This is a genomic window from Methylobacterium sp. NPDC097929, from assembly GCF_049543375.1.
Classification (GTDB): domain Bacteria; phylum Pseudomonadota; class Alphaproteobacteria; order Rhizobiales; family Beijerinckiaceae; genus Methylobacterium.
Map to the genome: position 1 here is coordinate 30,279 of NZ_JBMVEP010000010.1, position 24,017 is coordinate 54,295.

At 69.0% G+C, this 24,017-nt stretch carries 20 protein-coding genes and 1 riboswitch; of the genes, 12 read left to right on the plus strand and 8 right to left on the minus strand.

Translation table 11 applies throughout. From position 1 onward, the window contains the following. Nucleotides 1-104 precede the first annotated feature (104 nt). On the plus strand, nt 105-1,346 hold the full coding sequence (gene urtA / locus ACPCJR_RS19950) for an urea ABC transporter substrate-binding protein (protein ID WP_391514559.1): 1,242 nt from the start codon (nt 105-107) through the stop codon (nt 1,344-1,346). 246 nt (nt 1,347-1,592) lie between these two features. On the opposite strand, the gene ACPCJR_RS19955 is transcribed toward urtA, so the two are convergent. Then, nucleotides 1,593-2,747 carry a DUF1624 domain-containing protein gene (locus tag ACPCJR_RS19955; RefSeq protein WP_391514558.1) on the minus strand — a complete coding sequence of 385 codons (1,155 nt, stop codon included), beginning with the start codon at nt 2,745-2,747 and terminating at the stop codon, nt 1,593-1,595. A gap of 2 nt (nt 2,748-2,749) precedes the next feature. Beyond that, entirely contained in the window at nt 2,750-4,885 is a 2,136-nt protein-coding gene (locus tag ACPCJR_RS19960; RefSeq protein ID WP_391514627.1) for a TonB-dependent siderophore receptor, read from the minus strand. 211 nt (nt 4,886-5,096) lie between these two features. After that, a riboswitch (cobalamin riboswitch) is annotated at nt 5,097-5,306 on the minus strand. 300 nt (nt 5,307-5,606) lie between these two features. On the opposite strand from ACPCJR_RS19960, the gene ACPCJR_RS19965 reads away from it, so the two are divergent. After that, nucleotides 5,607-6,749: a DUF2778 domain-containing protein gene (locus ACPCJR_RS19965; protein WP_391514556.1), complete on the plus strand. Its 1,143-nt coding sequence runs from the start codon at nt 5,607-5,609 to the stop codon at nt 6,747-6,749. Between the two features lie 62 nt (nt 6,750-6,811). Here the strand turns inward: ACPCJR_RS19965 and ACPCJR_RS19970 are convergent, their stop codons facing one another. Then, nucleotides 6,812-7,174, minus strand: coding sequence for a YybH family protein (locus tag ACPCJR_RS19970; protein ID WP_391514554.1), 363 nt, complete (start codon nt 7,172-7,174; stop codon nt 6,812-6,814). Nucleotides 7,175-7,216: 42 nt separating this feature from the next. After that, nucleotides 7,217-7,660 (minus strand): OsmC family protein, encoded by a 444-nt coding sequence (locus ACPCJR_RS19975; RefSeq protein WP_391514552.1) that lies wholly within the window; start codon nt 7,658-7,660, stop codon nt 7,217-7,219. Between the two features lie 159 nt (nt 7,661-7,819). Here ACPCJR_RS19975 and ACPCJR_RS19980 point away from each other — a divergent pair, with 159 nt between their 5' ends. Both ACPCJR_RS19980 and frc read left to right on the plus strand, forming a co-directional pair. Beyond that, nucleotides 7,820-8,269, plus strand: a complete 450-nt coding sequence (locus tag ACPCJR_RS19980; protein ID WP_391514550.1) for a PAS domain-containing protein — start codon at nt 7,820-7,822, stop codon at nt 8,267-8,269. Between the two features lie 108 nt (nt 8,270-8,377). Then, entirely contained in the window at nt 8,378-9,628 is a 1,251-nt protein-coding gene (gene frc, locus ACPCJR_RS19985) for a formyl-CoA transferase (RefSeq protein WP_391514549.1), read from the plus strand. Nucleotides 9,629-10,291: 663 nt separating this feature from the next. On the opposite strand, the gene ACPCJR_RS19990 is transcribed toward frc, so the two are convergent. Together ACPCJR_RS19990 and oxc are read right to left on the minus strand one after the other, a co-directional pair. Beyond that, nucleotides 10,292-11,011, minus strand: a complete 720-nt coding sequence (locus ACPCJR_RS19990; protein WP_391514547.1) for an alpha/beta hydrolase — start codon at nt 11,009-11,011, stop codon at nt 10,292-10,294. Between the two features lie 267 nt (nt 11,012-11,278). Further along, nucleotides 11,279-13,030 (minus strand): oxalyl-CoA decarboxylase, encoded by a 1,752-nt coding sequence (gene oxc / locus ACPCJR_RS19995; protein ID WP_391514545.1) that lies wholly within the window; start codon nt 13,028-13,030, stop codon nt 11,279-11,281. Between the two features lie 1,051 nt (nt 13,031-14,081). Here oxc and ACPCJR_RS20000 point away from each other — a divergent pair. Continuing rightward, nucleotides 14,082-15,122: a P63C domain-containing protein gene (locus tag ACPCJR_RS20000; protein WP_391514543.1), complete on the plus strand. Its 1,041-nt coding sequence runs from the start codon at nt 14,082-14,084 to the stop codon at nt 15,120-15,122. Between the two features lie 100 nt (nt 15,123-15,222). On the opposite strand, the gene ACPCJR_RS20005 is transcribed toward ACPCJR_RS20000, so the two are convergent. Beyond that, on the minus strand, nt 15,223-15,828 hold the full coding sequence (locus ACPCJR_RS20005; protein WP_391516815.1) for an SCO family protein: 606 nt from the start codon (nt 15,826-15,828) through the stop codon (nt 15,223-15,225). Beyond that, nucleotides 15,821-16,939, minus strand: a complete 1,119-nt coding sequence (locus ACPCJR_RS20010) for an MBL fold metallo-hydrolase (protein ID WP_391514539.1) — start codon at nt 16,937-16,939, stop codon at nt 15,821-15,823. The genes ACPCJR_RS20005 and ACPCJR_RS20010 overlap by 8 nt, the downstream gene beginning before the upstream one ends. 552 nt (nt 16,940-17,491) lie before the next feature. Between ACPCJR_RS20010 and mdcA the strand changes: the two genes are divergently transcribed. The 7 genes from mdcA to ACPCJR_RS20045 all read left to right on the plus strand — a co-directional run bounded on the left by mdcA (nt 17,492) and on the right by ACPCJR_RS20045 (nt 23,753). Further along, a complete protein-coding gene (gene mdcA, locus ACPCJR_RS20015) occupies nt 17,492-19,138 on the plus strand; it encodes a malonate decarboxylase subunit alpha (protein WP_391514538.1) in 1,647 nt (548 codons plus the stop codon). Nucleotides 19,139-19,291: 153 nt separating this feature from the next. Next, on the plus strand, nt 19,292-19,600 hold the full coding sequence (gene mdcC / locus ACPCJR_RS20020; RefSeq protein WP_391514537.1) for a malonate decarboxylase acyl carrier protein: 309 nt from the start codon (nt 19,292-19,294) through the stop codon (nt 19,598-19,600). A 1-nt stretch (nt 19,601) separates the two neighbouring features. Then, nucleotides 19,602-20,534, plus strand: a complete 933-nt coding sequence (locus ACPCJR_RS20025; RefSeq protein ID WP_391514535.1) for a biotin-independent malonate decarboxylase subunit beta — start codon at nt 19,602-19,604, stop codon at nt 20,532-20,534. Further along, the gene (gene mdcE, locus ACPCJR_RS20030; protein ID WP_391514533.1) at nt 20,521-21,267 is read left to right on the plus strand and encodes a biotin-independent malonate decarboxylase subunit gamma; all 747 of its coding nucleotides are present in this window, start codon (nt 20,521-20,523) and stop codon (nt 21,265-21,267) included. Before ACPCJR_RS20025 ends, mdcE begins: the two co-directional genes overlap by 14 nt. Next, on the plus strand, nt 21,260-21,931 hold the full coding sequence (gene mdcG / locus ACPCJR_RS20035) for a malonate decarboxylase holo-[acyl-carrier-protein] synthase (RefSeq protein WP_391514531.1): 672 nt from the start codon (nt 21,260-21,262) through the stop codon (nt 21,929-21,931). The genes mdcE and mdcG overlap by 8 nt, the downstream gene beginning before the upstream one ends. After that, nucleotides 21,928-22,803 (plus strand): triphosphoribosyl-dephospho-CoA synthase MdcB, encoded by an 876-nt coding sequence (mdcB, locus tag ACPCJR_RS20040; protein WP_391514530.1) that lies wholly within the window; start codon nt 21,928-21,930, stop codon nt 22,801-22,803. The genes mdcG and mdcB overlap by 4 nt, the downstream gene beginning before the upstream one ends. Then, nucleotides 22,800-23,753: an acyl transferase gene (locus ACPCJR_RS20045; RefSeq protein WP_391514528.1), complete on the plus strand. Its 954-nt coding sequence runs from the start codon at nt 22,800-22,802 to the stop codon at nt 23,751-23,753. Before mdcB ends, ACPCJR_RS20045 begins: the two co-directional genes overlap by 4 nt. The last annotated feature ends 264 nt before the right edge of the window (nt 23,754-24,017 follow it).

Below are 24,017 nucleotides of genomic sequence, written 5' to 3' on the forward strand. Positions count from 1 at the left end.
TTCTTCAGAAGAAATATGGACGGGGGCACTGGCATCATCTGGCGGCCTGACGGCCGTCATTCGAGCCGATCTGCCGAATGACGTTCGAAGGACTTCGAAGACACATGCGCTCGCGTGACCGAAACGACGCTCATTTTCATCTCCGCCGCCGGCTCCTGCTGGGCCTCGCCGCCTCCCCGCTGCTGGGTGCCCTGCCCGGGCGGGCCTTCGCGCAGGCCGGCGCCAGTGCGCTCGCCGTCACCGACACGGAGGTGACCGTCGGCATCCTGCACTCGCTCACCGGCACCATGGCGATCTCCGAGACCGGAACGACGCAAGGGGAAAAACTCGCCATCGAGCAGATCAACGCGTCCGGCGGCGTGCTCGGGCGTCAGATCAAGATCATCCAGGAGGACGGCGCCTCCGATTGGCCGACCTTCGCCGAGAAGGCGCGCAAGCTCGTCGTCAACGATCATTGCGCGGCGGTGTTCGGCTGCATGACCTCGGCCTCGCGCAAGGCGGTTCTGCCCGTCTTCGAGCAGTACAACGGTCTTCTTTATTATCCGACCTATTACGAGGGCCTGGAGCAGTCCAAGAACGTCATCTATACCGGTCAGGAGGCGACCCAGCAGACATTGGCGGGCCTCGACTGGGTCGGCAAGGAGAAGGGCGCCAAGACGTTCTTCATGGTCGGCTCGGACTACATCTGGCCGCGCACCACCAACAAGATCGCCACCAAGCACATCACCAGCGTGCTGAAGGGCACGGTGGCGGGTGAGGAATACTTCCCGCTCGGCCACACCCAGTTCAACTCGGTCATCAACAAGATCAAGCTGAAGAAGCCCGACGTGATCTTCTCGACCGTCGTCGGCGGCTCGAACGTGGCCTTTTACAAGCAGCTCAAGGCCGCCGGCATCGACCTCAAGAAGCAGACCCTCGTCACGGTCTCCGTCACCGAGGACGAGGTGGACGGCATCGGCGGCGAGAACATCGCCGACGCCTATACCTGCATGAAGTACTTCCAGTCGCTCAAGAACCCGGCCAACGAGAAGTTCGTCGCCGACTTCAGGAAGCGCTGGGGCGAGAAGACCGTGATCGGCGACGCCACGCAGGCGGCTTACCTGAGCCCGTTCCTGTGGAAGGCGGCGGTCGAGAAGGCCGGCTCCTTCGAGATCGACCGGGTCATCGAGGCCTCCCCCGGCATCGAGATGAAGGACGCGCCGGAGGGCTCCGTGAAGATCCACGAGAACCATCACCTCTGGTCGAAGACGCGGGTCGCCCGCGCACGGGCGGACGGCCAGTTCGACGTGGTCTACGAGAGCCCCGAGTTGATCGAGCCGAACCCGTTCCCGAAGGGGTATCAGTAAGCGGCTGTTCCCCCCTCTCCCCGCGCGCGGGGAGAGGCCCGCAGGCACCCTGTCGTGCCTGCGGGAAGCGGAGGCGATAGCCGGAGCGAAGGTGAGGGGGCGGTCACGGAAGAGGCTCATCCTGATGCGCCCCCTCACCTTCGGCTGCCGCCTCGCTTCGGCGACGACGAGGTCGCCGAAGCCCTCTCCCCGCAAGCGGGGCGAGGGGATGCACACGCAACGCGGTCACGTCCCGGATGTCGGCCTTTACAAGTAGCTCAACCCCCGCCACCGGCTGCGCCGCTTCAGCCACACCATCCCGAGACAGGCGGGGTAGAGCGCCAGCGCGAGCGCCGCCGCGATCAGCCAGATCTGGACCGGCGCCCCCACCTCGACCCGGCCCGAGGGACCGGCCAGACCGAGAGCGGCAAGGCCGTCGTGGATGCCGCGCAGGGCCCAGAGATGGGCGAGGTAGAAGAACAGCGGCGCTCCGCCGAAGACGGTGAGCCCGCCGCGGAGGCGAGCCGGCAGGTGCTCGAACCCGGCGAGCAGCAGCAGGCCGGGACCAAGCGTCGCGAGCAGGAAGTCGGCCGAAGGCGGGTACTTGGTCAGGTTGATGAAGGACAGGGCGCTCGCCCCCCAGTCCTTGCCCGCCTGCCAGGGGTGGGGATCGCCGTAGCCGTTGAGGCCGCGCAGGGCCAGGAAGGCGGCAAGGCACGTCAGGCCGAGGGCGACGAGGCGTCGGCGGCGCATGGCCGGATCGATCCCTGCTCCGAAGAGCGGCCCCAGCGCGTAGCCCGCCGCGATCACGCCGATCCAGGGCAGCACCGGGTAGGAGGTGCGCGCCGCGCCCCAGGGCAGCGGGATCATGCCCCGCTGGTGCAGGATCGCCCAGAGCGCGTAGCCCGGCTGGTCGAGGGCCAGCACGATGCGATCGAGCGCGTTGTGCCCGAGCATGATCGCCAGCGCGAGGGCGATCAGCACCGCCCGCGGCAGCCAGAGCAGGGCGGCGAGCGCCACCATGCTGAGCCCGATCGCCCAGATCACCTGCAGGTAGAGAATCGGCGGCAGCAGGCTGCGGGTCCAGGCAAGGTTCACCAGCGTGACTTCGAGGACGATCAGGAAGAGCCCGCGGGTGAGCAGGAAGCGGGCGGTCGCGGCCCGGCCGCCGTGCTTCTGCCCGTAGAGATGCGCCGACAGGCCGGTGAGCAGCAGGAAGACCGGCGCGCAGAGATGCGAGGCGGCCCGCGTCAGGAACAGGCCCGGCGGCGTCGCCGCGAGATTGACCGGGTCGCTCACCTGGGCCTGGAGATAGAAGAACTCGCGCACGTGATCGACGAGCATCAGGAGCATCACCAGCCCGCGCAGGGCGTCGATGCTGCCGATGCGCGCGCGCGAAACGGCGTCCTCCTGCCGAGTCATGCTCAAAACCGCACCGTCATCGTACCGGTGAAGCGGCGCGGCGCGCCGGGATAGACCCGGAAGCGGTTGAGAGAACTCTCGTAATATTCGGTGTCGAACACGTTCTCGACGTTCAGCCCGAAGCGGAAGTTCTCGTAGCGGTAATAGGCCAGCGCATCGACCGCGACATAGGCCGGCAGGACGAAGCTGTCGGCCGCATCCGCCGCCCGCTCACCGACGCCGCGCACGCCGCCGCCGATCCCGAGGCCCTTCCACGGCCCGGCCTGCACCTCGTGGACGGCGAGAAGGCTGCCCGAATGGCGCGGCACGTTGATGAGCGGCGTGCCCACCGGCAGCACGTTGTCCCGCGTCACGACCGCGTCGGCATAGACGTAGCCCGCCAGCAGCTTGATCTCCGGCGTGATCTGGCCGGCGGCGGTCAGCTCGAAGCCCTGGCTCCTCACCGCGCCCGCGGCGAGCGAGAAGGCCGAGTTGTTGGGATCGGGCGTCAGCACGTTCTCCCGGTCGACCCGGAAGGCGGTGGCGGTGAGCGCCAGGGCGCCGCCGAACAGGTCGATCTTGCTGCCGACCTCGTAGCCGATGCCGGTCTCCGGCGCGAACGGGCCGGAGAGCGCCACGGCGGCGGCATCGGGGCCGATATTCGGCCGGAAGCTGGTGCCGACATTGGCAAAAAGCGCGAGTTCGGGCAGCGGCTGGTAGACGAGGCCGGCCCGCGGGGTGGCCGCGAAATAGGTCTGATCCACCTGGGAGCGCGGGATGCGCTCGCGGAACGACTGCTCGAAGAAGTCGAAGCGCACGCCCAGCAACGCCTTCCATTCCGGGCTGAGGCTGATCTGGTCCTGCGCGTAGAGCGCCGTGTTGGTGATTCGCTCCAGGTTGTTGCGCGGGATGGTGAGCGGCGGCAGCGGCTGGCCGTAGCGCGGATCATAGATGTCGATGGCATAGGGGTTCGTGCGGAAGTTCGAGCGCAGGTAGAGCACGCGGCTGTCGGTGCTCTCGCGCTCGAAGCCGAGCAGCACCGTGTGGCCGATGCCGGCGGTGTCGAAGCGCCCGACCACCTCGGCCTGGCCGATCGCCGTATCCCAGCGGTAGTCGCGCACGTTGCGGTCGCGGGAAACGGTGCGGTTGTCGGCGGCGATGGCGCGGATCTCGGCCGACTCGCCCTCCAGCGTGCCGGTGTTGAAGTGGGTGGCGAGCCGCATCTGCCAATCGGCGTTGAAGCGGTGATCGACGCGAACCTGCATCGTGTTGTTGGTCTGATCGGTGCTCTGGCCCGGCTCTCCGAGGAAGCGCGAGATCGGCACGATTCCGAGCCGGCCGTTGATCGCGATGACGCCGCGGTCGAACACGATGCGGTTGCGCAGGAACTCCGTCTCGACGGTGATCCGCGTGTCCGGGGTGATCTGCCAGCTCAGGACGGGGGCGACGAGCAGCCGGTCGCCGTCCACGAAGTCGCGAAAGCTGCCCTGCCGGCCGGCGGCGAGGTTGAAGCGGTAGAGGAGCGTGCCGTCCTCGTTGAGCGCGCCGCCGGAATCCACCGTGCCGCGGAACTGCTCGAACGAGCCCCACAGCCCGCCCATCTCGAGGAAGCGCTCGCGCGTGGGCTGCTTGGTGACGATGTTGACGAGCCCGCCCGGATCGCTGCGCCCGAACAGCCCGCCGCCGGGGCCTTTCAGCACCTCGACGCGCTCGACGTTCTGCGTGTCCGGCGGGGGCGGCGTGCCGCGGTTCAGGGGAAAGCCGTTCTTGTAGATCTCGGAGGTCGTGACGCCGCGGATGGCGTAGCTGAACACCGACAGGCCGCCGAAATTGTTCTGCTGGGCCACGCCCGGCGTGTAGTTGAAGACGCGGTCGACGCGGGTGGCGGCGAGATCCGTGATGACCTCGCGCGGGGCCACCGTCACGATCTGCGGCACGTCGCGCTGGGGCGTGTCGGTCTTCGTGCTGCTCACCGCGCGGTCGGCGCGGTACCCCGGCGTCGGGCCGATCAGGCCGATCGTGCCGGCCGCCGCCGTCCCGCCGGCCGGCGCCCCGTTGCCGACGCCGCGGCCGGAGGCCTCACCCTCGACCGCGAGTTCCTCCAGCGTCACCGATTCCTGCGCGAGCGCGCCGGAGCCCGGCAGCAGCGCAGCGAGCAGAACCGCCGGCCACCGGTGGAGGATCGCGGCGCGGGCCGGCCGCGCAAGGCGGCGTGCCTGCGGGCCTTCCTCGCCGACAATCAGGTTCGTCCGGACTCTCACGATGCGCGCTCGGGGCTGTTCGGAGGGGAGCCGCGGCGCGTGCCCGGCCGACGGTGCGCGAAGACGCGCGCTCGCCGCTCGGGCACACCGCCGGAACACCCCGTCCGGGGAACATGGTCGCGCCGAGGCAGGTCTCCTGGCTCACGGGTCGACACCCCCCTCGGCCTTCCCGATGCACGGGGCACCAGTGACCGTTTACGACGGGGGCTTACCGCTCACAGTTGCGGGGGCAGCTCCGGCTTTGCCCCGAAGGACGGACCGAATTCCCTCTTAGCCCGCGGGCGACGCGTCCGCGGGAACCTTGGCCGCACCACCTTCGCTGCAATGCGGCACCCGGTCAACGACCGGAGGAGCGAAACGTAACAACATAACATTCTCTGTGTCCGGCCGGACACGGCGCCCTTTACCCTCAGCGACATGGAGGCCGGTCGCGGGCGGCAGTGACCGACGATTTCGCGGCACGCTTTTAGGCAAGATTAACCAAGATCCCGTTCAATGACGAAGGCTTAAGGTTGATCCTTCCCTAAACGGCGAAGCCATCCCGTGCGCCATTTCCGTGCATCTGCCGCGGGAATGACGGTGGGAGCCGTGCGGGATCCGCGTACCGAGTACCGCCTCCATGGACATCGCCGAGCTCGTCCAGAACCGTTCCGCCCGGCCTGTCCGCCGTCGGCGTCGGCTGCCGGTCGCGGCGCTCGCGCTGACCGCCCTCGGGGGGCTGGCGCTCGCCGGCCTGCTGCAGCCGCAGGATGCGGCGGCGCCTGCCGCGATGGACGGGGCGCAGGCATCGGGCGGCACCGAGCGGGCAGAGACCGATCAGGCGGCCGCCCTGGCCTGGATGCTCGATCCCGCCCCCGTTCTCCAGACGGCCAGCCGCGGCTTCACGCGGGCAGCGCCGCGCACTGTGGCCCCGGTGCCGGCAGCCGCGGCGCCCGCCGCGCCCCTGGCCGCCCTCCCCGCGGCCGAACTGCCCGCCCCGGCCCTGGCCGCCCGCCCCGCCCCGCCCACCGCGGCCCGCGTCGCGCTCACCGTTCCGCTGCCCGTGCGCCGGCCCGAGGCGTTCCGCTTCGAGCCTCGGATGCAGACGGCGCGCCTCGGCAGCGCCCGCGTCGCGGCGGCGTCCTCGCCCCGCGCGGCCGAGTCGACCCGCAGCGTGTTCAGTGCCGCGGTCACCGACGACCGCTCGTTCTTCGAGAAGATGTTCGATCTGCCCGCCTCGCCCGCCGCCCCGGCCCAGGAAAAGGCGATGGCCTACGCGGCGCTGGACAGCGGCGCCGTCGATTCGGCGGCCCGGCGGCGGCTCGTTCCGGGTCCGGTCGCGGAGCCCGGCGTGGCCGTCTACGACATCAGCGCGGCGACCGTGACGCTGCCGAGCGGCGAGGTGCTGGAAGCCCATTCGGGCCTCGGCGTCGCCCAGGACAATCCGGACTACGTCCACGTGCGGATGCGCGGCGCCACCCCGCCCGGCGTCTACGACCTGAGGGAGCGCGAGGCGCTGTTCCACGGCGTGCGGGCGATCCGCCTCAACCCGGTGGGCGGCTCGCGCGCCATCCACGGACGCGATGGCATCCTGGCCCACACCTACATGCTCGGCCCGAGCGGCGCCTCCAACGGCTGCGTGGTGTTCAAGAACTACACCCGCTTCCTGCAGGCCTATCTGCGCGGCGAGGTCCGTCGCATCGTCGTCGTGCCGGGCACCGCCCCGGGCGTCTTCGCCAATCGGCGCGGCACCGCGTCCCGCCGCTCGGCTTCCGCCGAGTGACCGGATCTCCCGTCCCCGCGCCGTGACGAGAACGGGCGCCCGGCAGCCGGGCGCCCGAAACGTCAGCCCTTGGAGACGGGCTTGATCTTGAGCTGGTCGATCGCCCAGCGCCAGGTGCCGTCGCTCTGGCGGCGCGCCGCCTCGACGGAGATCGAGCCGTTCGGCAGGCGGGCGAAGGTGAGCGCGAGATCCCCCTGGCGGATCGCGGGCAGCGTCTCCGGCTCGGGGAAGTCGGATTTCCGCGCCAGCAGGTCCGTGTAGAAGCGGCGAATCTCCTCCGTGCCCGTCGCGACGACATCGCCCGCAGCCAGCACCGCCTGCGGCTCGTAGAGAGCCACGAGGCCCTCCGCGTCGCCCGCATTGGCCCGGGCGTGAAAGAGCCGAGCCAGATCCTCCGGCTCTCTCGCAGGTTCCCGATCGCTCATCGCTCGTCTCCTCCCGTTCGCGTGGCTGTCACGTCAGGCGCTTCACTCGAGGCGCTCGCCCCGCCCGTCCCGCACCGCGACGGTGACCGGGATGCCGGCCTTGACGCTCTCGGAGACGGTGCAGAACCGTTCGAATTGTTCGAGCACCCGGTCGAGCCGGTCCATCGATCCGGCCTCCGCCCCGACGGCGATGTCGACCTCGATGCCGACGAGGCGCAGGCGCCCCTCGTCGTTGCGGGCGACGCGCCCGATCGCCTCGGCGCTCACGCCGCCGCCCTCCTGCCGGTACTTGCCGAGCGCGAAGACGAGACTCGCGCACAGGCAGTTGCTCACCGCGGCGATCAGCACCTGCTCCGGCGAGGGACCGGTCCCGCCGCCGATCGGCACGGGCTCGTCCGTCAGCAGCGGCACGAAGGCTTCGCCGAAGTCGACCCGGAAGGCATAGGCCTCGACCTGCCGGATGCGGATGCTGTGCTTGTCCGACATGCTGGGCTTCCTCCCCCTCCCTAACGATCGAGGCCGGATCTCGTTCGCGGCGTCGTGCCTGCCTTGACCTTCTAATCGTATTTGGTATACCAGATGCCAATCGATGGGCCACCGTAAAGAGCGGCCTCGACCGGGGAAGCCAAGGAGGCAGCCGCCGATATGGAACAGGCCCAGGCCTTTGACATATCCGGCCTCGTCGCGGCGATCGGCGACGCGGTCGTGATTTCCGATGCGGACGGACGGATCGTCACTTGGAATCCGGCCGCCGAGCGGATCTTCGGTTTCACGCAAGCCGAGGCTCTTGGCGAGAGTCTCGACCTGATCACCCCGGAGCGTCATCGCCGACGCCACTGGGACGGCTACGCCAAGACGATGCGCACGGGTGAGACCCGCTACGGCACGTCGCTGCTCAAGGTCCCGGCCCTGCACAAGGACGGTCGGTCCCTCTCCATCGCCTTCACCGTCGCGCTGCTGCACGACGCGGAGGGCGCGGTCACCGGCATCGCCGCGATCATCCGCGACGAGACCGAGCGCTTCCAGGAAGAACGCAACCTCCGCCGCCGCGTGGCGGAGCTGGAGGAGGCTCTGGGCACGCTCGTCTGCGCCTGAGGCCAAACGAAGTTTCAGCCATTCATTCAGGGCATATTCCGCAAGTCATATTTTTCGATCTTCACAAACGAAGACCCGAAACAAAGTCTCAATAGGGAGAAAACCGAGATGACTCAGCCGCTCGACGGGATCAAGATCATCGACTTCACGCACGTCCAGGCGGGTCCCGCCTGCACCCAGCTCCTCGCGTGGTTCGGGGCCGACGTGATCAAGGTCGAGCGCCCGGGCTCCGGCGACGTGACGCGGAACCAGCTTCGCCACGTCGAGGACGCCGACGCCCTCTACTTCACGATGCTGAACTCCAACAAGCGCTCGCTGACGCTGGACACCAAGACCCAGCAGGGCAAGGAAGTCCTCGAGAAGCTGATCCAAGATTCCGACGTGATGGTCGAGAATTTCGGCCCCGGCGCGCTCGACCGCATGGGCTTCACCTGGGCCCGCATCCAGGAGCTCAACCCGGGCATGATCCTCGCCTCGGTGAAGGGCTTCTCCGACGGCCACCACTACGAGGACCTGAAGGTCTACGAGAACGTGGCCCAGTGCGCGGGCGGTGCCGCCTCGACCACCGGCTTCTGGGACGGCCCGCCCACCGTGTCGGCCGCGGCGCTGGGCGACTCCAACACCGGCATGCACCTGGCCATCGGCATCCTCACGGCGCTGCACGCCAAGAACAAGACCGGCAAGGGCCAGAAGGTCGCCGTGTCGATGCAGGACTCGGTGATCAACCTCTGCCGCGTGAAGCTGCGCGACCAGCAGCGCCTCGACGCCATCGGCTACCTCGAGGAATACCCGCAGTACCCGCACGGCGAGTTCTCGGACGTGGTGCCGCGCGGCGGCAACGCGGGCGGCGGCGGCCAGCCGGGCTGGGTGCTCAAGTGCAAGGGCTGGCAGACCGACCCGAACGCCTACATCTACTTCACCATCCAGGGTCACGCCTGGGCGCCGATCTGCAAGGCCCTCAACAAGCCCGAGTGGATCGACGATCCGGCCTACAACACCGCCCGCGCCCGCCAGGACAAGATCTTCGAAATCTTCGCCTTCATCGAGGATTGGCTGTCCGACAAGACCAAGTTCGAGGCGGTCGACATCCTGCGCAAGTTCGACATCCCGTGCTCGCCGGTTCTCTCCATGAAGGAGATCGCCGCCGATCCGTCGCTGCGCGCCAGCGGCACCATCGTCGAGGTGCCGCACCCGAAGCTCGGCTCGTACCTGACCGTCGGCTCGCCGATCAAGTTCTCGGACACGAAGGTCGACATCAAGGCCTCGCCGCTGCTCGGCGAGCACACCGATGAGGTCCTGAAGGATCTCGGCTACTCCCCCGAGCAGATCGCCGCGATGCACGAGGCCCGCGCGGTCTGACGGGTGAAGAGCGGCGGCCCCGGCTTTCGGGACTGCCGCGCATGATGGTCCGACCCGTTCGGCCATAGACCTTCCCGGGACGAGGCATCGCCCCGGGACGCTTGACCGGGCAAGGCGCCCGGGGTTCTTTTCCTCCTCCGATGACTTGACCGGGCCGCATCGTCGGCCCGGTTTTTTGCTGTTTTTCCCGAGCGTGCTTCGTGCGAGCGCGCGTGTCCGGCACGGCGGCCGCGCCGCCGACGCGATCGCGGACTTATACGGCTTCCGGCTGATCGCTTCGGTCTCTTCCTTCGTCCTTGCGAGGCTCAGCGAAAGCAATCCAGGGCTCCGCACTTTTCGGACAGGTCGCGCGCTGGGTCGCTTCGGCTCCGCCTCGCGATGACGGGGCGGGACGAAGGCCGAGGCGATCATCCGAAGATCGTATTACGGGCCAGATCGTCGGCTCGCCGCTCACGCACCGCCGATCCTTGAGGGCAAGATGCCCCCGGCCCCGGTGGGACCGGAGGGTCGCTCCCTCAGCGTGTCGTCTCGCTGCAAGACCCGACGCAGCCGGCCGGGACGGCTAGACCATCGTGCCGGATATCGTATCCGGCACGAGGTTCGAGCCTCTTGTTTCGCATCGTCTTTTTCCGAAAGCCGGCGACCACCTTTCGGGACGATGCTCTATCCGAAGAAATCGCCGAGGAAGAAATCGACTGCCTGGGCCACCACGTCCGGGTTGTAGGCGTGCGGCCCGTCATACTCGACATAGGTCAGGTCGTAGCCGGCCTCGCGCAGCAGCCGGGCGTGCCGGCGGGCGCTGCGGTCGATCGGAATCTGCTCGTCGCGCGTGCCGTGCGACAGGAAGATCTTCGGGGCGCCCGCCTGGACCTGTACCGACATGAAGCCGGCCGAGGACACGATCAGGTGGCTGACCCGGTCGCCGTTGGTGAGGCCGAGCGAGAGCGCGTAGCTGCCCCCGTCGGAATGGCCCGCGAAGGCGAGATGGCGCGGATCGATCAGGAAGCGGTCGGCGACCTCGGCGAGCGCCCGGTCGAGCCGCTCGCGGTCCGGCCCGTTGCCGACGATCACGAGATCCCAGGTCGGGTGCAGCGACTGGGGCACCAGGAGCAGGAAGCCGCGCTTCTGCGCATGCTCCTCCAGCATCGGCAGGATCTTTTCCGCGTAGCCCCCGCCGCCGTGGAACAGCACGACGAGCGGCGTCGGCAGGCGCGGGTCGATGTGCTCGGGCACGCGGATCAGCGCGTCGCGGGTCTCGAACAGACCGAGCGCGTGGCGCCCCGGCGGCAGCGGTTCCTTGCTCGGCAGACGCGGCAGGAAGGCGAGCCGGCCGGCGAGCCGGGGATCGAGGGCGACCGAGGGATCGAACGGGGACGAGGCCATGGAGCGTCTCGCTGAGGAAGCGCAACCCGAGCCCCTGATACCGGGATGCCCGCGACGGCGGGCCTCGAAGCAGCCCGGAACGCGTGATCCTCCCCGGTGTCCGGAAAGGCTGTCCCGGGGTTTTCGTCGCGCGTGCTTCGAGGCTTCGCGTCGCTCCGCACCCCAGCATGAGGGACGAACGTGCGTGCCGGACAAAAAAGGACCGCGGCGCCCATTTCGGGCACCGCGGTCCGGCTCAGTCGAAGCGGTGGGAGGGCAGTGCCCGCCTCACTTCTTCTTCAGGGTGCTCTGCGGGTTGAGGCTGCCGATGTTGCCGCTCTCGCTGCCGGCGGCCGGGTCGATCTCCGCATTGATGAGGGTCGGCTTGCCGGAATTCATCGCCTCGTCCACGGCCCGCTTCAGCTCGTCCGGCGTGGTGACGTTCACGCCGACGCCGCCGAAGGCCTCCATCATCTTGTCGTAGCGGGAGTTCTTGACGAAGACGGTGGTGCCCGGATCGCGGCCGGTCGGATCGGTGTCGGTGCCGCGATAGATGCCGTTGTTGTTGAAGATCACGATGCAGACCGGCAGCTCGTAGCGGCAGATGGTCTCCACCTCCATGCCGGAGAAGCCGAAGGCCGAGTCGCCCTCGACCGCCAGCACCGGCTTGCCGGTCTCGACGGCCGCCGCGACGGCGAAGCCCATGCCGATGCCCATCACGCCCCAGGTGCCCACGTCCAGGCGCTTGCGCGGCTGGTACATGTCGATGATGCCGCGGGCGAGATCGAGGGTGTTGGCGCCCTCGTTGACGAGGATCGCGTCGGGCCGCTCCTTGATGACGGTGCGCAGCGCGCCGAGCGCCGAGTGGAAGCACATCGGCGAGGAGTTCTTCATCAGCTTCGGGGCCATCTTGGCGATGTTGGCCTCGCGCTTGCCGCGCAGCGTCTCCAGCCAGGCCGAGGGCGCGCCCTTCCAGTCCTTGCGGATGCCCTCGAGCAGCGCCTCGACGCAGGAGCCGATATCGCCCACCACCGGCGCCACGATCTCGACGTTCGAGTCCATCTCGCGCGGCTCGATGTCGATCTGGATGAAGCGCTTCGAGCCGGGCTCGCCCCAGCTCTTGCCCTTGCCGTGGGAGAGCAGCCAGTTGAGGCGGGCGCCCACCAGCAGCACCACGTCGGAATCCTTGAGCGCGGTGGAGCGGGCCGCACCGGCCGAGAGCGGGTGGGTGTCGGGAAGGAGGCCCTTGGCCATGCTCATCGGCACGTAGGGGATGCCGCTCTCCTCGACGAGCGCGCGCACCGCCTCGTCGGCCTGGGCGTAGGCCGCGCCCTTGCCGAGGATGATGAGCGGACGCTCGGCCGACTTCAGCACGTCGAGCGCCCGGGCGATGGCGGCCGGGGCCGGGATCTGGGCCGGGGCCGCGTCGATCACCTTGACGAGCGACTTGGCGCCGAGGCTCGCGTCGATGACCTGCGAGAACAGCTTGGCGGGCAGATCGAGATAGACGCCGCCCGGACGGCCGGAGACGGCGGCGCGGATCGCGCGGGCGACGCCGATGCCGATATCGGCGGCGTGCAGCACGCGGAAGGCGGCCTTGCACAGCGGCTTGGCGATGGCGAGCTGGTCCATCTCCTCGTAGTCACCCTGCTGCAGATCGACGATCTCGCGCTCGGAAGAGCCGGAGATCAGGATCATCGGGAAGCAGTTGGTGGTGGCGTTGGCCAGCGCGGTCAGGCCGTTGAGGAAGCCCGGCGCCGAGACGGTGAGGCAGATGCCCGGCTTCTTGGTGAGGAAGCCGGCGATCGCGGCGGCGTTGCCGGCGTTCTGCTCGTGGCGGAAGGAGATGACCCGCAGACCCTCGGCCTGGGCCAGACGGCCGAGATCGGTGATCGGGATGCCGGGCACGTTGTAGATCGTCTCGATGCCGTTGAGCTTGAGCGCGTCGATGACGAGGTGGAAGCCGTCCGTCAGCTCCGGCTCCTCGTGGGGCATCGCGCCCGCGGTGATCGCGTCGATGTTCTGGGCCTGGACGGTCATGCGGCGTTCTCCCTCTTGTCTGGCTGTCGTGTCCCCGCGCGGGGCCCGATGGCGTCGGGCCGATGCGGTGCGATGGCGTGCGCGGTGCCCTTGCGCCGTACCTTGGCGCTCGGCGCGCGGACCGTGCGTCGGACGGCCGGTCTTGTTGCGACCCATCTGGCATACCAAATACCAAATGGTCGGTCAAACGAAACGCATGCCATTGTTCCCGCACGCCTTGGGCGCCGGGATGAGACAGGGGACGCGGGGTGCCGTGGGTTCCGGGATTTTGCTTGACGCGTCGGGAGTGGATCCCCCGGCGCCCCGCGGCCGGCGCTCCCGAAGCGGGAAGCGGCGGCCGATTTGTCGTCAGCGGTTTCGGGTTACGCTCGGCACGGTCCTGAAGCGCGACCCGGCCTCGTAGTGGGCCGGCGGCCAGAGTGGCATCGAGCCCCTGCCCGCGACCGGATCGCCCGGTGCGGACAAAAGGCTCTTGCCCGTGCACGACGCCCGGGGCACGGCGACCGACCGTGACGCGGGAACCGCCTCCTCCGCCCGTGAGCCCGTCGCGGCCGGTCACCTCCGCGAAAAGCCCCCTGTCGTGGACACCGGCCCGGCTCCTTGCGGAAACCGAACCCGTGCCGGCGGCGAGCCCGCGAGAACTAGGAATTTTTTACTAGTTTGTCAAGTCTTTTCCCATGCCCGGATCCCGAGCGCCTGCCCGATGCGGCGCCCGTTCGACGGCCCCGGCCGTCACCCCGGGTCGTCATCGCGAGCGACAGCGACGCGATCCAGCGGCGCGGGCTCTCCGAATCGTGCGGAGCGCTGGATGGCTTCGGCTCCGCCTCGCCATGACGATCCGAAGCGATCACGGGGCAACGGGTCGTGTCTCAGTGCGATTTGCGGCGATGACACATGAGCATCGGCCTGAGATCGCGCGAAAGGCGGCAATGAAGCGGTGGTCAAGATCAAGCACGCATTCGCTTTCAAAAGTTAAACCTGAATGCGTGCTTGATAGCGATATCAGCACGCATATAATCATCCATACGCCGCACGCATGGAGTGATTCGCCATGGCTCGTAAAGCGACGCCCCAAAGCCAGGGCGGAATTGCCAGATCTCAAAAATTAACTCCGGAAGAGCGGAGTCGCAGCGCTCGCGAGGCGGCAAAGGCTCGTTGGGCCAAAATCGCAGATCCAAATCGTCTGCCAATCGCTACTCACGAAGCGCCATTGAAAATCGGCGCTGTCACCGTTGATGCTTATCGATTGGATGATGGCCGGCGGATGATTTCCAAAGCAGCAATGGCTGCTGCTCTGGGACTCAAATCAACCGGCGGCAGTGCGTTTCTGCGTTCGATGACCCGGCCGGCAATTAGGTCGAGAATCAACGATGATCTGTGGCATGTCATTGATAATCCGCACCATTTCCGCCCGGTCCCCAACGACTCGACGCCACAAGGTCTCGTCATTGATGGGTATGAAGGCGAAGTATTGATTGATGTATGTTCCGTATTAATCGACGCCGGAAGAGCAGGAACGCTCAATAAATCTCAGGAATTTCTTGCGAAAAATGCTGAGATTATTCAGAGATCAGCGGCAAAACTCGGAATAATTGGACTAATCGATGAGGCGGTCGGCTTCACAGACCGAGCAAAAGACGAGTATAGAGAGCTGTTCCAGCAGTTTGTAGTCAATGAGTGGTCTAAATGGGAAAAGGAATTTCCAGACCAATTTCCTGACATGCTGTACAGGCTATATGGCATGAAGCGGTTTGACTCCACGTCATCAAAGCACCCTCGTTTTTTCGCAAAGTTCACCAGAAAATTTATCTATCATCCACTTGCAAACAGCAAAGGAAAGATATTAGAAATGTTAGATGAAAAAAATCCCGTAGTTTATGCAAATGGCGGGCGAAGATACAAATTATTCCAGTTCCTTTCAGAAGAGGTTGGCATGCCAGCGATACGCGCCCATCTGTGGCAAGTAGTCGGCATAGGCAATTCATCGAAGAACATAAAGCAATTTGAACGAGGGTTTTTTCGAGCATTTCCAGAAGCAACGCCGATCGGGCATCAGTGGGGTCTTCTGGACGATATCGATGACGATGCTTGAAGCCAAGCATGAAATCCAAGCACTAGCGTCGTGAACAAGCTGCCCCTCGCGAAGCTCGTCCAAATCCTAAGCATATTCTGCGAGGACTGCGGCTCCGCCGTCACGGCGCAGCGAGATGCGGCCGGATAATCGTCAGCATGCGCTCGGCCGAGGTGCCCGGCGGAAAGAAGCCGAGATAGGCACCCGAGCGGTCCATGAGATAGACGAAGGCCGAGTGCTCGATCGTGTCCTCGCCATCGGAGCGCGGCACCCGCCGGTAGAAGACCTTGTAGGCGTCGGCCGCTTGGCCGATCGCCGCCTCGGAGCCGGTCAGGCCGATCAGGCGCGGATGGAAGCTCGGCACGAACTCCTTGAGCAGGTCGGACGTGTCGCGCGCGGGGTCGAGGGTGATGAAGACGGGCTGGATCGCCTCGCCCGCCGCGCCGAGCAGGGTCAGCGCGCGGGCGATCTCCATGAGATCCGTCGGGCACACGTCGGGGCAACTGGTGAAGCCGAAGGTGAGGATCACGAGGCGCCCCCGGAAATCCGCCTCGGTGCGGGGGCGCCCGTCCTGATCGACCAGCGCGAACGGCCCGCCGACCGGCTCGCGGTTCCACATCAGAACGTCCATCAGCTCCGCGGCCGAGCGGCGCGGAGGTGCCTCGGCCCTGCTTGAGCCGATCGCCGCGAGCCCGAGCAGCAGCGCGGCTGCCAGCCGTCTACGCACCGAAGGTGAGCCGGCTGCCGGTGGTTGGGACGATGACGTTCCCGGGCATCTGCGCCTGCGCTTCGAGGGCGAAGTTCAGGCCGCTGCAATGCATCGGGATCACCACGTCGGGCTTGAGCGCGCGGATCTCGGCCACGACCTGGGTCAGGTACTCCTTCGGCGCCGGGCCGAGATGGAAGCCGCCGACGATGGCGTGGACCCGCTCGACGCCGGAGACCTCCTGCGCCTGCCGCACCGAATTGACGATGCCGACATGGCCGCAGGACGAGATCACCACGAGCCCCTTGTCCTTCACGTTGAAGCAGGTGGCGTGCTCGTGGACATGCTCGTCGGGAATGATCTTCCCCTGGAGTTCGGCCGCGGAGTAATGGGTCGCGTCGCAGCCGAGCCCGTCCTTGATGCCGCGCTCGACGAAGGTGTTGGGCAGGATGCGCTCGGACGAGGTGCGCTTGATCTGGCCGGTGGTGAAGGCGTGGCCGGCCACCACGGTCGGCGCCTCGCACAGCACCGTCGCGATCCGGCGCGCGGCGAGTTCGCGCCGGTCGAGCTGGCCGAAATCGGTGAACTGGCCGGTCGTGCCGACCGGGCTCAGGCGGTGGCAGAAATTGTCCTCGCCGCCGGCATAGAGCTTCAGGTCGGGCGAGAGCGCGTCGCGGTACCGATCGAGGAAGCCGTTCAGGCCGCCGTAATGGTCGTGGTGGCCGTGGCTGACGATCAGCGCGTCGAGCTTGGTCGGATCGACCTTCAGGATCTCGATGTTGTTGAGCAGCGCCTCGGGGCTGTAGCCGAAATCGAGCAGGATCGTGCGGGCCTCCCCCGCCGCCTTCGATTCCGCGAAGAGCGACAGGCCCCACTGGTTGTGCAGCACCTTGCGGTAATCGGCGCCGCGGCCGTTACCGGGCGGCTGATGCCGCACGCCCTGAACGGTCTCGGGCTTCAGAAACTGGTCGTGCGCGGAATCGATCAGCACGCGCAGGCTCAGACTGTCGACGCTGGGCACGGCGAGGGGCGCGGCGCGCGCGACCTCGACGCAGGAGAAGCCGGCCGCCGAGCCGGCGGCGAGCGCCGCGGACAACTTCAGGAAGCCGCGCCTGTCGATGGATTCGACCATGTCACCCACTCCCGCCCTGCATCTTGTATGCACTCTATAGCAAAGCTCGACCGAAATTATCTTCTTTCTTCGGGGTATTGATCGGAAAGATCTTACGCCGATGCGCTCGGACCATGAAAGATCTCCGTTCGGGCGCCGACGTGATCGATCGAAGGGCGAGAGCCCCGCGCCCCCTCCCTCACGACGGCCCGCCGGCCGGACGCGACGCGCTCGCATGGTCCGCGACGGAGCGGCCGAGCGCCCGCCGGTTCGGATGCGTCCGTCACCCTCGCCCGTCCGATTCACCGCGGCAACGGCGGCTCGGGACGGCCGTCGCTGCGGGCGTCGGCCTTCGCGGGCCGGGGCCCAGGCCGGCATCGGTGCTTGCGGCCGCCATGAGGCAGCGGGCCTTCCGTTGCCGACATGATACGAAACAGCCTCGATCGTATACAAAAACTTGACTTACACATACGCCGGGATACAAAAAGCCGATCGTCCCGCCGCAGCGAAGACGGCGACGGTTGGATCCCCGCCCGCCGCGGACGCAGCGGGGCCATCACAGGGAGCGGACCGATGAGCGGCTGGCGTCAGGAGCGGGCAGTCCGCGACGCGCGGATCGAGGCGGGCCGGGCGCATGCCGCGGGCAAGGTCGTGGCGGCCGAGCACGCCGTCGCCCTGCTGGAAGCGATCCTCCGGCCCGGCGACCGGGTCTGCCTTGAGGGCGACAACCAGAAGCAGGCGGATTGCCTCGCACGTGCCTTGAGCGCCTGCGACCCGTCCCGCGTGCACGACCTGCACATGGTTCAGTCCGGCATCGTGCTGCCCGAACATCTCGACATCTTCGAGCAGGGGATCGCCCGGCGGCTCGACTATTCCTATTCGGGGCCGCAGGGCGGGCGCATCGCCCGCATGCTCTACGGCGGGCAGATCGAGCTCGGGGCGGTTCACACCTACCTGGAGCTGTTCGCCCGCTACTTCATCGACCTCACCCCGAACGTGGCGCTGATCGCGGGCGTCTCGGCCGACCGGGAGGGCAACCTCTATACCGGGCCGAACACCGAGGACACGCCGACCGTGGTGGAGGCCACCGCCTTCAAGAACGGCGTCGTGGTGGCGCAGGTCAACGAGATCGTCGAGCGCGTGCCCCGGGTCGACATCCCCGGCGACCGGATCGACTTCGTGGTCGAGGCCGACCGGCCCTTCTACGTCGAACCGCTCTTCACCCGCGATCCGGCAGCGATGACCGAGACGCAGATCCTGATGGCCATGATGGCGATCAAGGGGATCTACGCCGCGTACGGCATCCGCCGCCTCAACCACGGCATCGGCTTCGGCACGGCGGCGATCGAACTCCTGCTGCCGACCTACGCCGAACGGCTCGGCCTCAAAGGTCAGATCGCCACGCACTGGGCGCTCAACCCGCACCCGACCCTGATCCCGGCGATCGAATCGGGCTGGGTGAAACAGGTGCACTGCTTTGGCTCCGAAGTGGGCATGGACCGCTACATCCGCGAGCGCTCCGATATCTTCTTCACCGGCGCGGACGGTTCGCTCCGCTCCAACCGGGCCTTCTGCCAGACCGCCGGGCTCTACGCCTGCGACCTGTTCATCGGCTCGACCCTGCAGATCGACCTCAACGGCCATTCCTCGACGGTGACGCAGAATCGGGTGGCGGGTTTCGGCGGCGCGCCCAACATGGGCTCGGACCCGCACGGGCGGCGCCACCCCTCCGACACCTGGATGAAGGCGGGGCGCGAGGCGCAGGTGACCGGCGATCCGGCCCTGATGCGCGGGCGCAAGCTCGTGGTGCAGATCGTCGAGACCTTCGGCGAGGGGCTGGTGCCGGCCTTCGTGGAGCGGCTCGACGCCCTGGAGCTCGCCAGGAAGATCGGCTTGGAGCTCGCACCGGTGATGGTCTACGCCGACGATGTCACCCACATCGTCACGGAAGAAGGCATCGCCAACCTCCTGCTCTGCCGTGACCCCGACGAGCGCGAGCAGGCGATCCGCGGGGTGGCCGGCTACACGGAGATCGGGCGCGGACGCGACCGGGCCATGGTCGAGTCGTTGCGCCAGCGCGGCATCGTGCGCCGACCGGAGGATCTCGGCATCGAACCCCTCGACGCCGACCGCTCGCTGCTGGCGGCGCGCTCGATCAAGGATCTCGTGCACTGGTCGGGCGGGCTCTACGAGCCGCCGGCCAAGTTCCGGAACTGGTGAGGCCGCGATGCCGCCCCGTCATTGCGAGCGGAGTGAAGCAATCCCGTGCGCCGCTCGATCCGGAAAAGTCGCGCCGCTGGATTGCTTCGGCCTCGCCTCGCAAGGACGACCTAAGTCGATCCGAGAATTGGACGCCCGAACGGAGCCGTCGCCATGGAATCCCTGACCTTCCGACACACCACGCAAAAGGCCCTGCCCGGCGCGAAGGCGCAGGCCATCACCGGCGTCGTCGCCTCCGGCAACCTCGAAGTGCTCTTGGAGCGCGCCCTCGCCCCGACCGAGTGCACGGTCGAGATCGAGACGCCGATCCGCGGCTACGGCGAGGTCTGGGCGGCGGTGGTCGCCGACTTCGTCGCCCGCGCCCAGCCCGGGGGCCTGCGCATCACGGTCAACGACGGCGGCGCCCGCCCCGACACCGTGTCCCTGCGCCTGATCCAGGGCGCCCGGCTGATGGAGGTCTGACATGGGCGAACGGATCATCGATCCCGCCACCAAGGGCTGGGCCGCGAGCTGGTACGAGGCCAGCGCCCGCGCACGGCTCGACGGACTGCTCGACGCCGGCACGTTCCGCGAGGTGATCGGCCCCGAGCAGCGCCGGATGAGCCCGCACCTGCCGCTGTTCGACCTGCCGCGCGCCTTCGACGACGGCATGATCGTCGGCTCGGGCCGCCTCGACGGCCGGCCGGTGCTCGTCGCCGCGCAGGAGGGCCGCTTCATGGGCGGCGCCTTCGGCGAGGTGCACGGCGCCAAGCTCGTCGGCCTCCTTCGCGCCGCCCTGGCGCTGAAGCCCGAAGCCGTGCTGATCCTGTTCGACACCGGCGGCGTGCGGCTCCAGGAGGCCAATGCCGGCGAGACCGCCATCGCCGAGGTGATGCGGGCGATCACGCAGGTGCGCGCGGCCGGCGTTCCGGTGATCGGCCTGATCGGCGGACGAGCGGGCGCCTATGGCGGCGGCGGGCTGATCGCGGGCACCTGCTCGCGGCTCGTCGTCTCCGAGGGCGGGCGCATCTCCGTCTCGGGACCGGAGGTGATCGAGACCAACCGGGGCGCGGAGGAGTTCGATTCCCGCGACCGCGCCCTGGTCTGGCGCACCATGGGCGGCAAGCACCGCCGGCTCACCGGCGGCGCCGACGCCTATGCCGACGACACGGTCCAGGCCTTCCGGCAGGCGGCTCTCGAGGGGATCGCACGGGCGCCGGCCTTCGATCTCGCCACCCTGGAGGCGGAGCAGGCCCGGCTGGAAGAACGCCTCGCCCGCTTCGGCGATTGCCGCGACGCGACCGAGATCTGGGGCCGGCTCGGCGTGAACGATCCGGCGGCGGTGCCGGCGCTGACCACGGCCGAGTTCGACGCCCTGCTCGCCGGTCTCGGGGAGACGACCCATGACGCCCGATAAGATGACGCGCGCTAAGACCACGCTTTCCGAAATCCTGTCCTCGCTCTTCCCCGAGGGCCATGCGGTCACCGTCACGGATGGCCTCGTCGGCGGCGAGGGTCCGTTCCGGGGCGGGCGGCTCGCGGTGATCGGCATCGACGGCGACGTGCCGCTCGGCGTCGAAGGCGCCTGCCGGCTCGCCGCCGATGTGCTCGAGGTCGTGCGCCGGGGGAATCGCACGCCGATCCTCGTGGCGATCGATTCCGACAGCCAGCGCATGAGCCGGCGCGACGAGTTGCTCGGCCTCAACGAGTATCTCGCCCATCTCGCCAAGACGCTGCTGCTCGCCGACGCCCAGGGCCACCCCACCGTCGGGCTGATCTACGGGCACTCGGCGGCGGGCGCCTTCATCGCCACGGCGCTCGCCACCCGCGTCCTCGTCGGCCTGCCGGGAGCGAATCCGAGCGTGATGGACCTGCCCTCGGTGGCGCGCGTGACGAAGCTGCCCCTCGACCGGCTGGAGGCGATGGCCCGGGACACGCCGGTCTTCGCGCCGGGCCTCGACAACATGGTGCGCACCGGCGCGGTGCAGGCGGTGCTCGAACCCGCGCGTCCGCTGGCGGAGCAGATCGCCGCCGTGATCGACGCGCTGCCCGCGGACGATACCCGCGACCGGGCCGGGCGCGAGCGCGGCGGCCGGCCGGTGGCGGAGGCCGTCGCCGCGCAGGTGGTGCGGGACGCAAGTCTTGGCTGAGGCCTACCGCCGCCACGATCTCCTCGACGTGGAGCCGGACGCTTGGCGCGCGGTGATGGCGGATCGCGCGGACCTCGCGGGCGTGCCGCACGTCGCGGCCTGGATCGAGAACGGGCACCCGCTCATCCTGCGCCGCTCGCATCCGGGGGAGGAGCCGGGACGCGTGCCGCTCGGGCTGCCCCTGCCGCCCCGGGACGGCAAGCGCCGCATCGGCCTCGCACTGCCGCCCGAGGCGGTCCGCTCGCGCCGCCCCGTCCGTCTCTCGGACGCGCGCGGCGCCTGCCCGCCGGCCTGGACCGGGACGGTCGAGGCGGTGCTCGCGCTCGGTGAGCAGCACGGCCTCGCGCCGCGCCCGTTCGGAAGCCTGCTCTGGCAGAGCCTCACCGGCCTGCCCTACCTCTCGGACAGCTCGGACCTCGACCTGCTCTGGCCGATCTCCGGCGCGGTGCCCTCCGGTCTGCTCGACGGGCTCGCGGCGATCGAGGCCGGCGCGCCGATGCGCCTCGACGGCGAGATCCTGCTGCCCGGCGGCGGCGGGGTGAACTGGCGCGAATTGCACGCCGCCGGCCCGAGCGACGACGTTCTGGTCAAGGACCGCGACCGCCTCGTCCTGCGCGCCGCCGCCGCGGTGCTCACGGGCGAACCGGCGGGGGCGGCGGCGTGAGCGCAAGTCCGGCCCTGTTCGCTCCGGCGCCCGACGATCGGCGCGACCTCGCCGCCGAGCGGATCGCGCGGGCGGCGGCGCAGGCCCTGCGGCTCGAACTGGAGACCTATCCGAAGCCGGGCCTCGTCAGCCACGTCGATTCCGGCAGCCATGCCGACATGGACGCGGGCACCTTCCGGGCGAGCACCGGGGCGATCGCGCCCTTCTTCCAGAGTCTCGCCCGCGCCGGGGCGGCGGGCGCGCCGATGCCGGCCCTGCGCCGCATCGGCCTGGAGGCGGAGGCGGCCATGCGGGCGGCGACCGGCGGCGTGAACACCCATCGCGGCGCCATCTTCGGGCTCGGCCTCCTCTGCGCCGCCGCCGGCGCCCTGCCGCGGGCCGGCGCCGGGGCGCTCGGCAGGCTCGTGCATGCGCGCTACGGCGCGGCCATCCTCGACGGTCCCGTGCTGCTCCACGCACCGGGCGCGCGGGCGCGGCGCCGGCACGGCGTCGGCGGCGCCCCGGCCGAGGCCGCCGCGGGTTTCCCGAGCCTCTACCGCGTCGGCCTGCCGGCCCTGCGCCGGGGCCGGCAGGCCCGCCCCGGCGATGCCGAGGCCGCTCGGGTGGAGGCCTGCCTCGCCCTGGTCGCGCATGTCGAGGACACGAACCTGCTGCACCGGGGCGGGCCTGCGGGTTTCGCTTTCGCGCGCGCGGAGGCGGCACGGTTCATCGCCGAGGGCGGCGTGGCTGAGCCCGATTGGCGCGAGCGCGCCGAGGCCCTGCACCGCGCCTTCGTCGCCCGCAATCTCAGCCCCGGCGGCGCGGCCGACCTGCTCGCCATGACGCTGTTCGTGGACGGCATCGAGGGGGACGGCCCGGAGGGGACGCCGTGACGCTCGCGGTGCTCCTCTCCGGTCAGGGCGGCCAGCATCCCGGGATGTTCGATCTCACCGCGGACTGGCCGGCCGCCGCGCCGGTCTTCGCGGCGGCCGAGCGCCTGCTCGGCCGCGACCCGCGGGACCTCGTCCGCGCGCCGGGCGCGGACTTGCCGGGTGCGGACTTGCCTGGCGCGGATTTGCACGACAACCGCACGGGGCAGATCCTCTGCTGCGTCGCTGCGCTGGCCGGCTGGACCGTGGTGGAGGCGGCGCGCCCGGCCCGCGTCGTCGTCGCCGGCTACAGCATCGGCGATCTCGCCGCCTGGGGCTGCGCCGGCCGCTTCGACGTGGAGACAATCCTGCGCCTGGCCGCCGCCCGGGCCGAGGTCATGGATGCGGCGGGCGGCGAGGGCTTCGGGCTGGCGGGTCTGCGCGGCCTGCCGCTGGCGCGGATCGAGAGGCTGGCCGAGCGGCACGGCTGCCATCTGGCCATCCGGAACGCGGCCGACAGCGCGGTCGTCGGCGGTGCCCGGGCGGCGCTCGAGGCTCTGTGCACCGAGGCGCGGGCGGCCGGCGCGCTGCGGGCCGTCATCCTGGCCGTCCGGACGCCCTCGCACACGCCGCTGCTGGCGCAGGCGAGCCGGCGTTTCGATGACATCCTGAGGCGCGAGACGCCGCAGCGTCCAAAACCCGGTGCCCCCCGGCTGATCAGCGGCCTCGACGGCGCCCCCGTCTTCGACACCGAGGCCGGTCTCGCCAAGCTGACGCGCCAGATCGCGCACACGATCGACTGGGCGGCCTGCCTGGAGGCCTGCCGGGAATTCGGAAGCGACACGGTGCTGGAACTCGGCCCCGGCCACGCGCTGTCAACCATGGCCCGGGATCTCACGCCGCAATGGCGGGTGCACGCCCTCGACGAATTCCGCTCCGCCGCGGGCGCCGTCGCGTGGATCGGGAGCGCCTGACGAGCGGGGGCTGCGCGGATGCTGCCCCGGTCACGGCCATCGATGTCACGGCCATCGATCCGGACAGGGCCGCCGGACGGCATGAGACCGTGACCGGTTGATCACTTTCGGATGTTGCCGAACGCCGTCATCGCGAGCGAAAGCGAAGCGATCCAGGTCGCGACGTCTCCGGACGGGTCGCGCCCTGGATTGCCACGGCTTCGCCTCGCAATGACGGCGTCGTCATCGTACGGCGGCCGCATGAGGCCGCCGATGCGGCCTCCT

Bases quoted from the DNA above. Each gene is read 5' to 3' on its own strand.
- mdcE (WP_391514533.1), top strand. From the start codon at position 20,521: ATGACGCCCGATAAGATGACGCGCGCTAAGACCACGCTTTCCGAAATC.
- oxc (WP_391514545.1), bottom strand. From the start codon at position 13,030: ATGACCGTCCAGGCCCAGAACATCGACGCGATCACCGCGGGCGCGATG.
- ACPCJR_RS19980 (WP_391514550.1), top strand. From the start codon at position 7,820: ATGGAACAGGCCCAGGCCTTTGACATATCCGGCCTCGTCGCGGCGATC.
- ACPCJR_RS19970 (WP_391514554.1), bottom strand. From the start codon at position 7,174: ATGAGCGATCGGGAACCTGCGAGAGAGCCGGAGGATCTGGCTCGGCTC.
- ACPCJR_RS19990 (WP_391514547.1), bottom strand. From the start codon at position 11,011: ATGGCCTCGTCCCCGTTCGATCCCTCGGTCGCCCTCGATCCCCGGCTC.
- mdcC (WP_391514537.1), top strand. From the start codon at position 19,292: ATGGAATCCCTGACCTTCCGACACACCACGCAAAAGGCCCTGCCCGGC.
- mdcA (WP_391514538.1), top strand. From the start codon at position 17,492: ATGAGCGGCTGGCGTCAGGAGCGGGCAGTCCGCGACGCGCGGATCGAG.
- urtA (WP_391514559.1), top strand. From the start codon at position 105: ATGCGCTCGCGTGACCGAAACGACGCTCATTTTCATCTCCGCCGCCGG.
- ACPCJR_RS19955 (WP_391514558.1), bottom strand. From the start codon at position 2,747: ATGACTCGGCAGGAGGACGCCGTTTCGCGCGCGCGCATCGGCAGCATC.
- ACPCJR_RS20010 (WP_391514539.1), bottom strand. From the start codon at position 16,939: ATGGTCGAATCCATCGACAGGCGCGGCTTCCTGAAGTTGTCCGCGGCG.
- ACPCJR_RS19965 (WP_391514556.1), top strand. From the start codon at position 5,607: ATGGACATCGCCGAGCTCGTCCAGAACCGTTCCGCCCGGCCTGTCCGC.
- ACPCJR_RS20025 (WP_391514535.1), top strand. From the start codon at position 19,602: ATGGGCGAACGGATCATCGATCCCGCCACCAAGGGCTGGGCCGCGAGC.
- ACPCJR_RS20000 (WP_391514543.1), top strand. From the start codon at position 14,082: ATGGCTCGTAAAGCGACGCCCCAAAGCCAGGGCGGAATTGCCAGATCT.
- frc (WP_391514549.1), top strand. From the start codon at position 8,378: ATGACTCAGCCGCTCGACGGGATCAAGATCATCGACTTCACGCACGTC.
- ACPCJR_RS19975 (WP_391514552.1), bottom strand. From the start codon at position 7,660: ATGTCGGACAAGCACAGCATCCGCATCCGGCAGGTCGAGGCCTATGCC.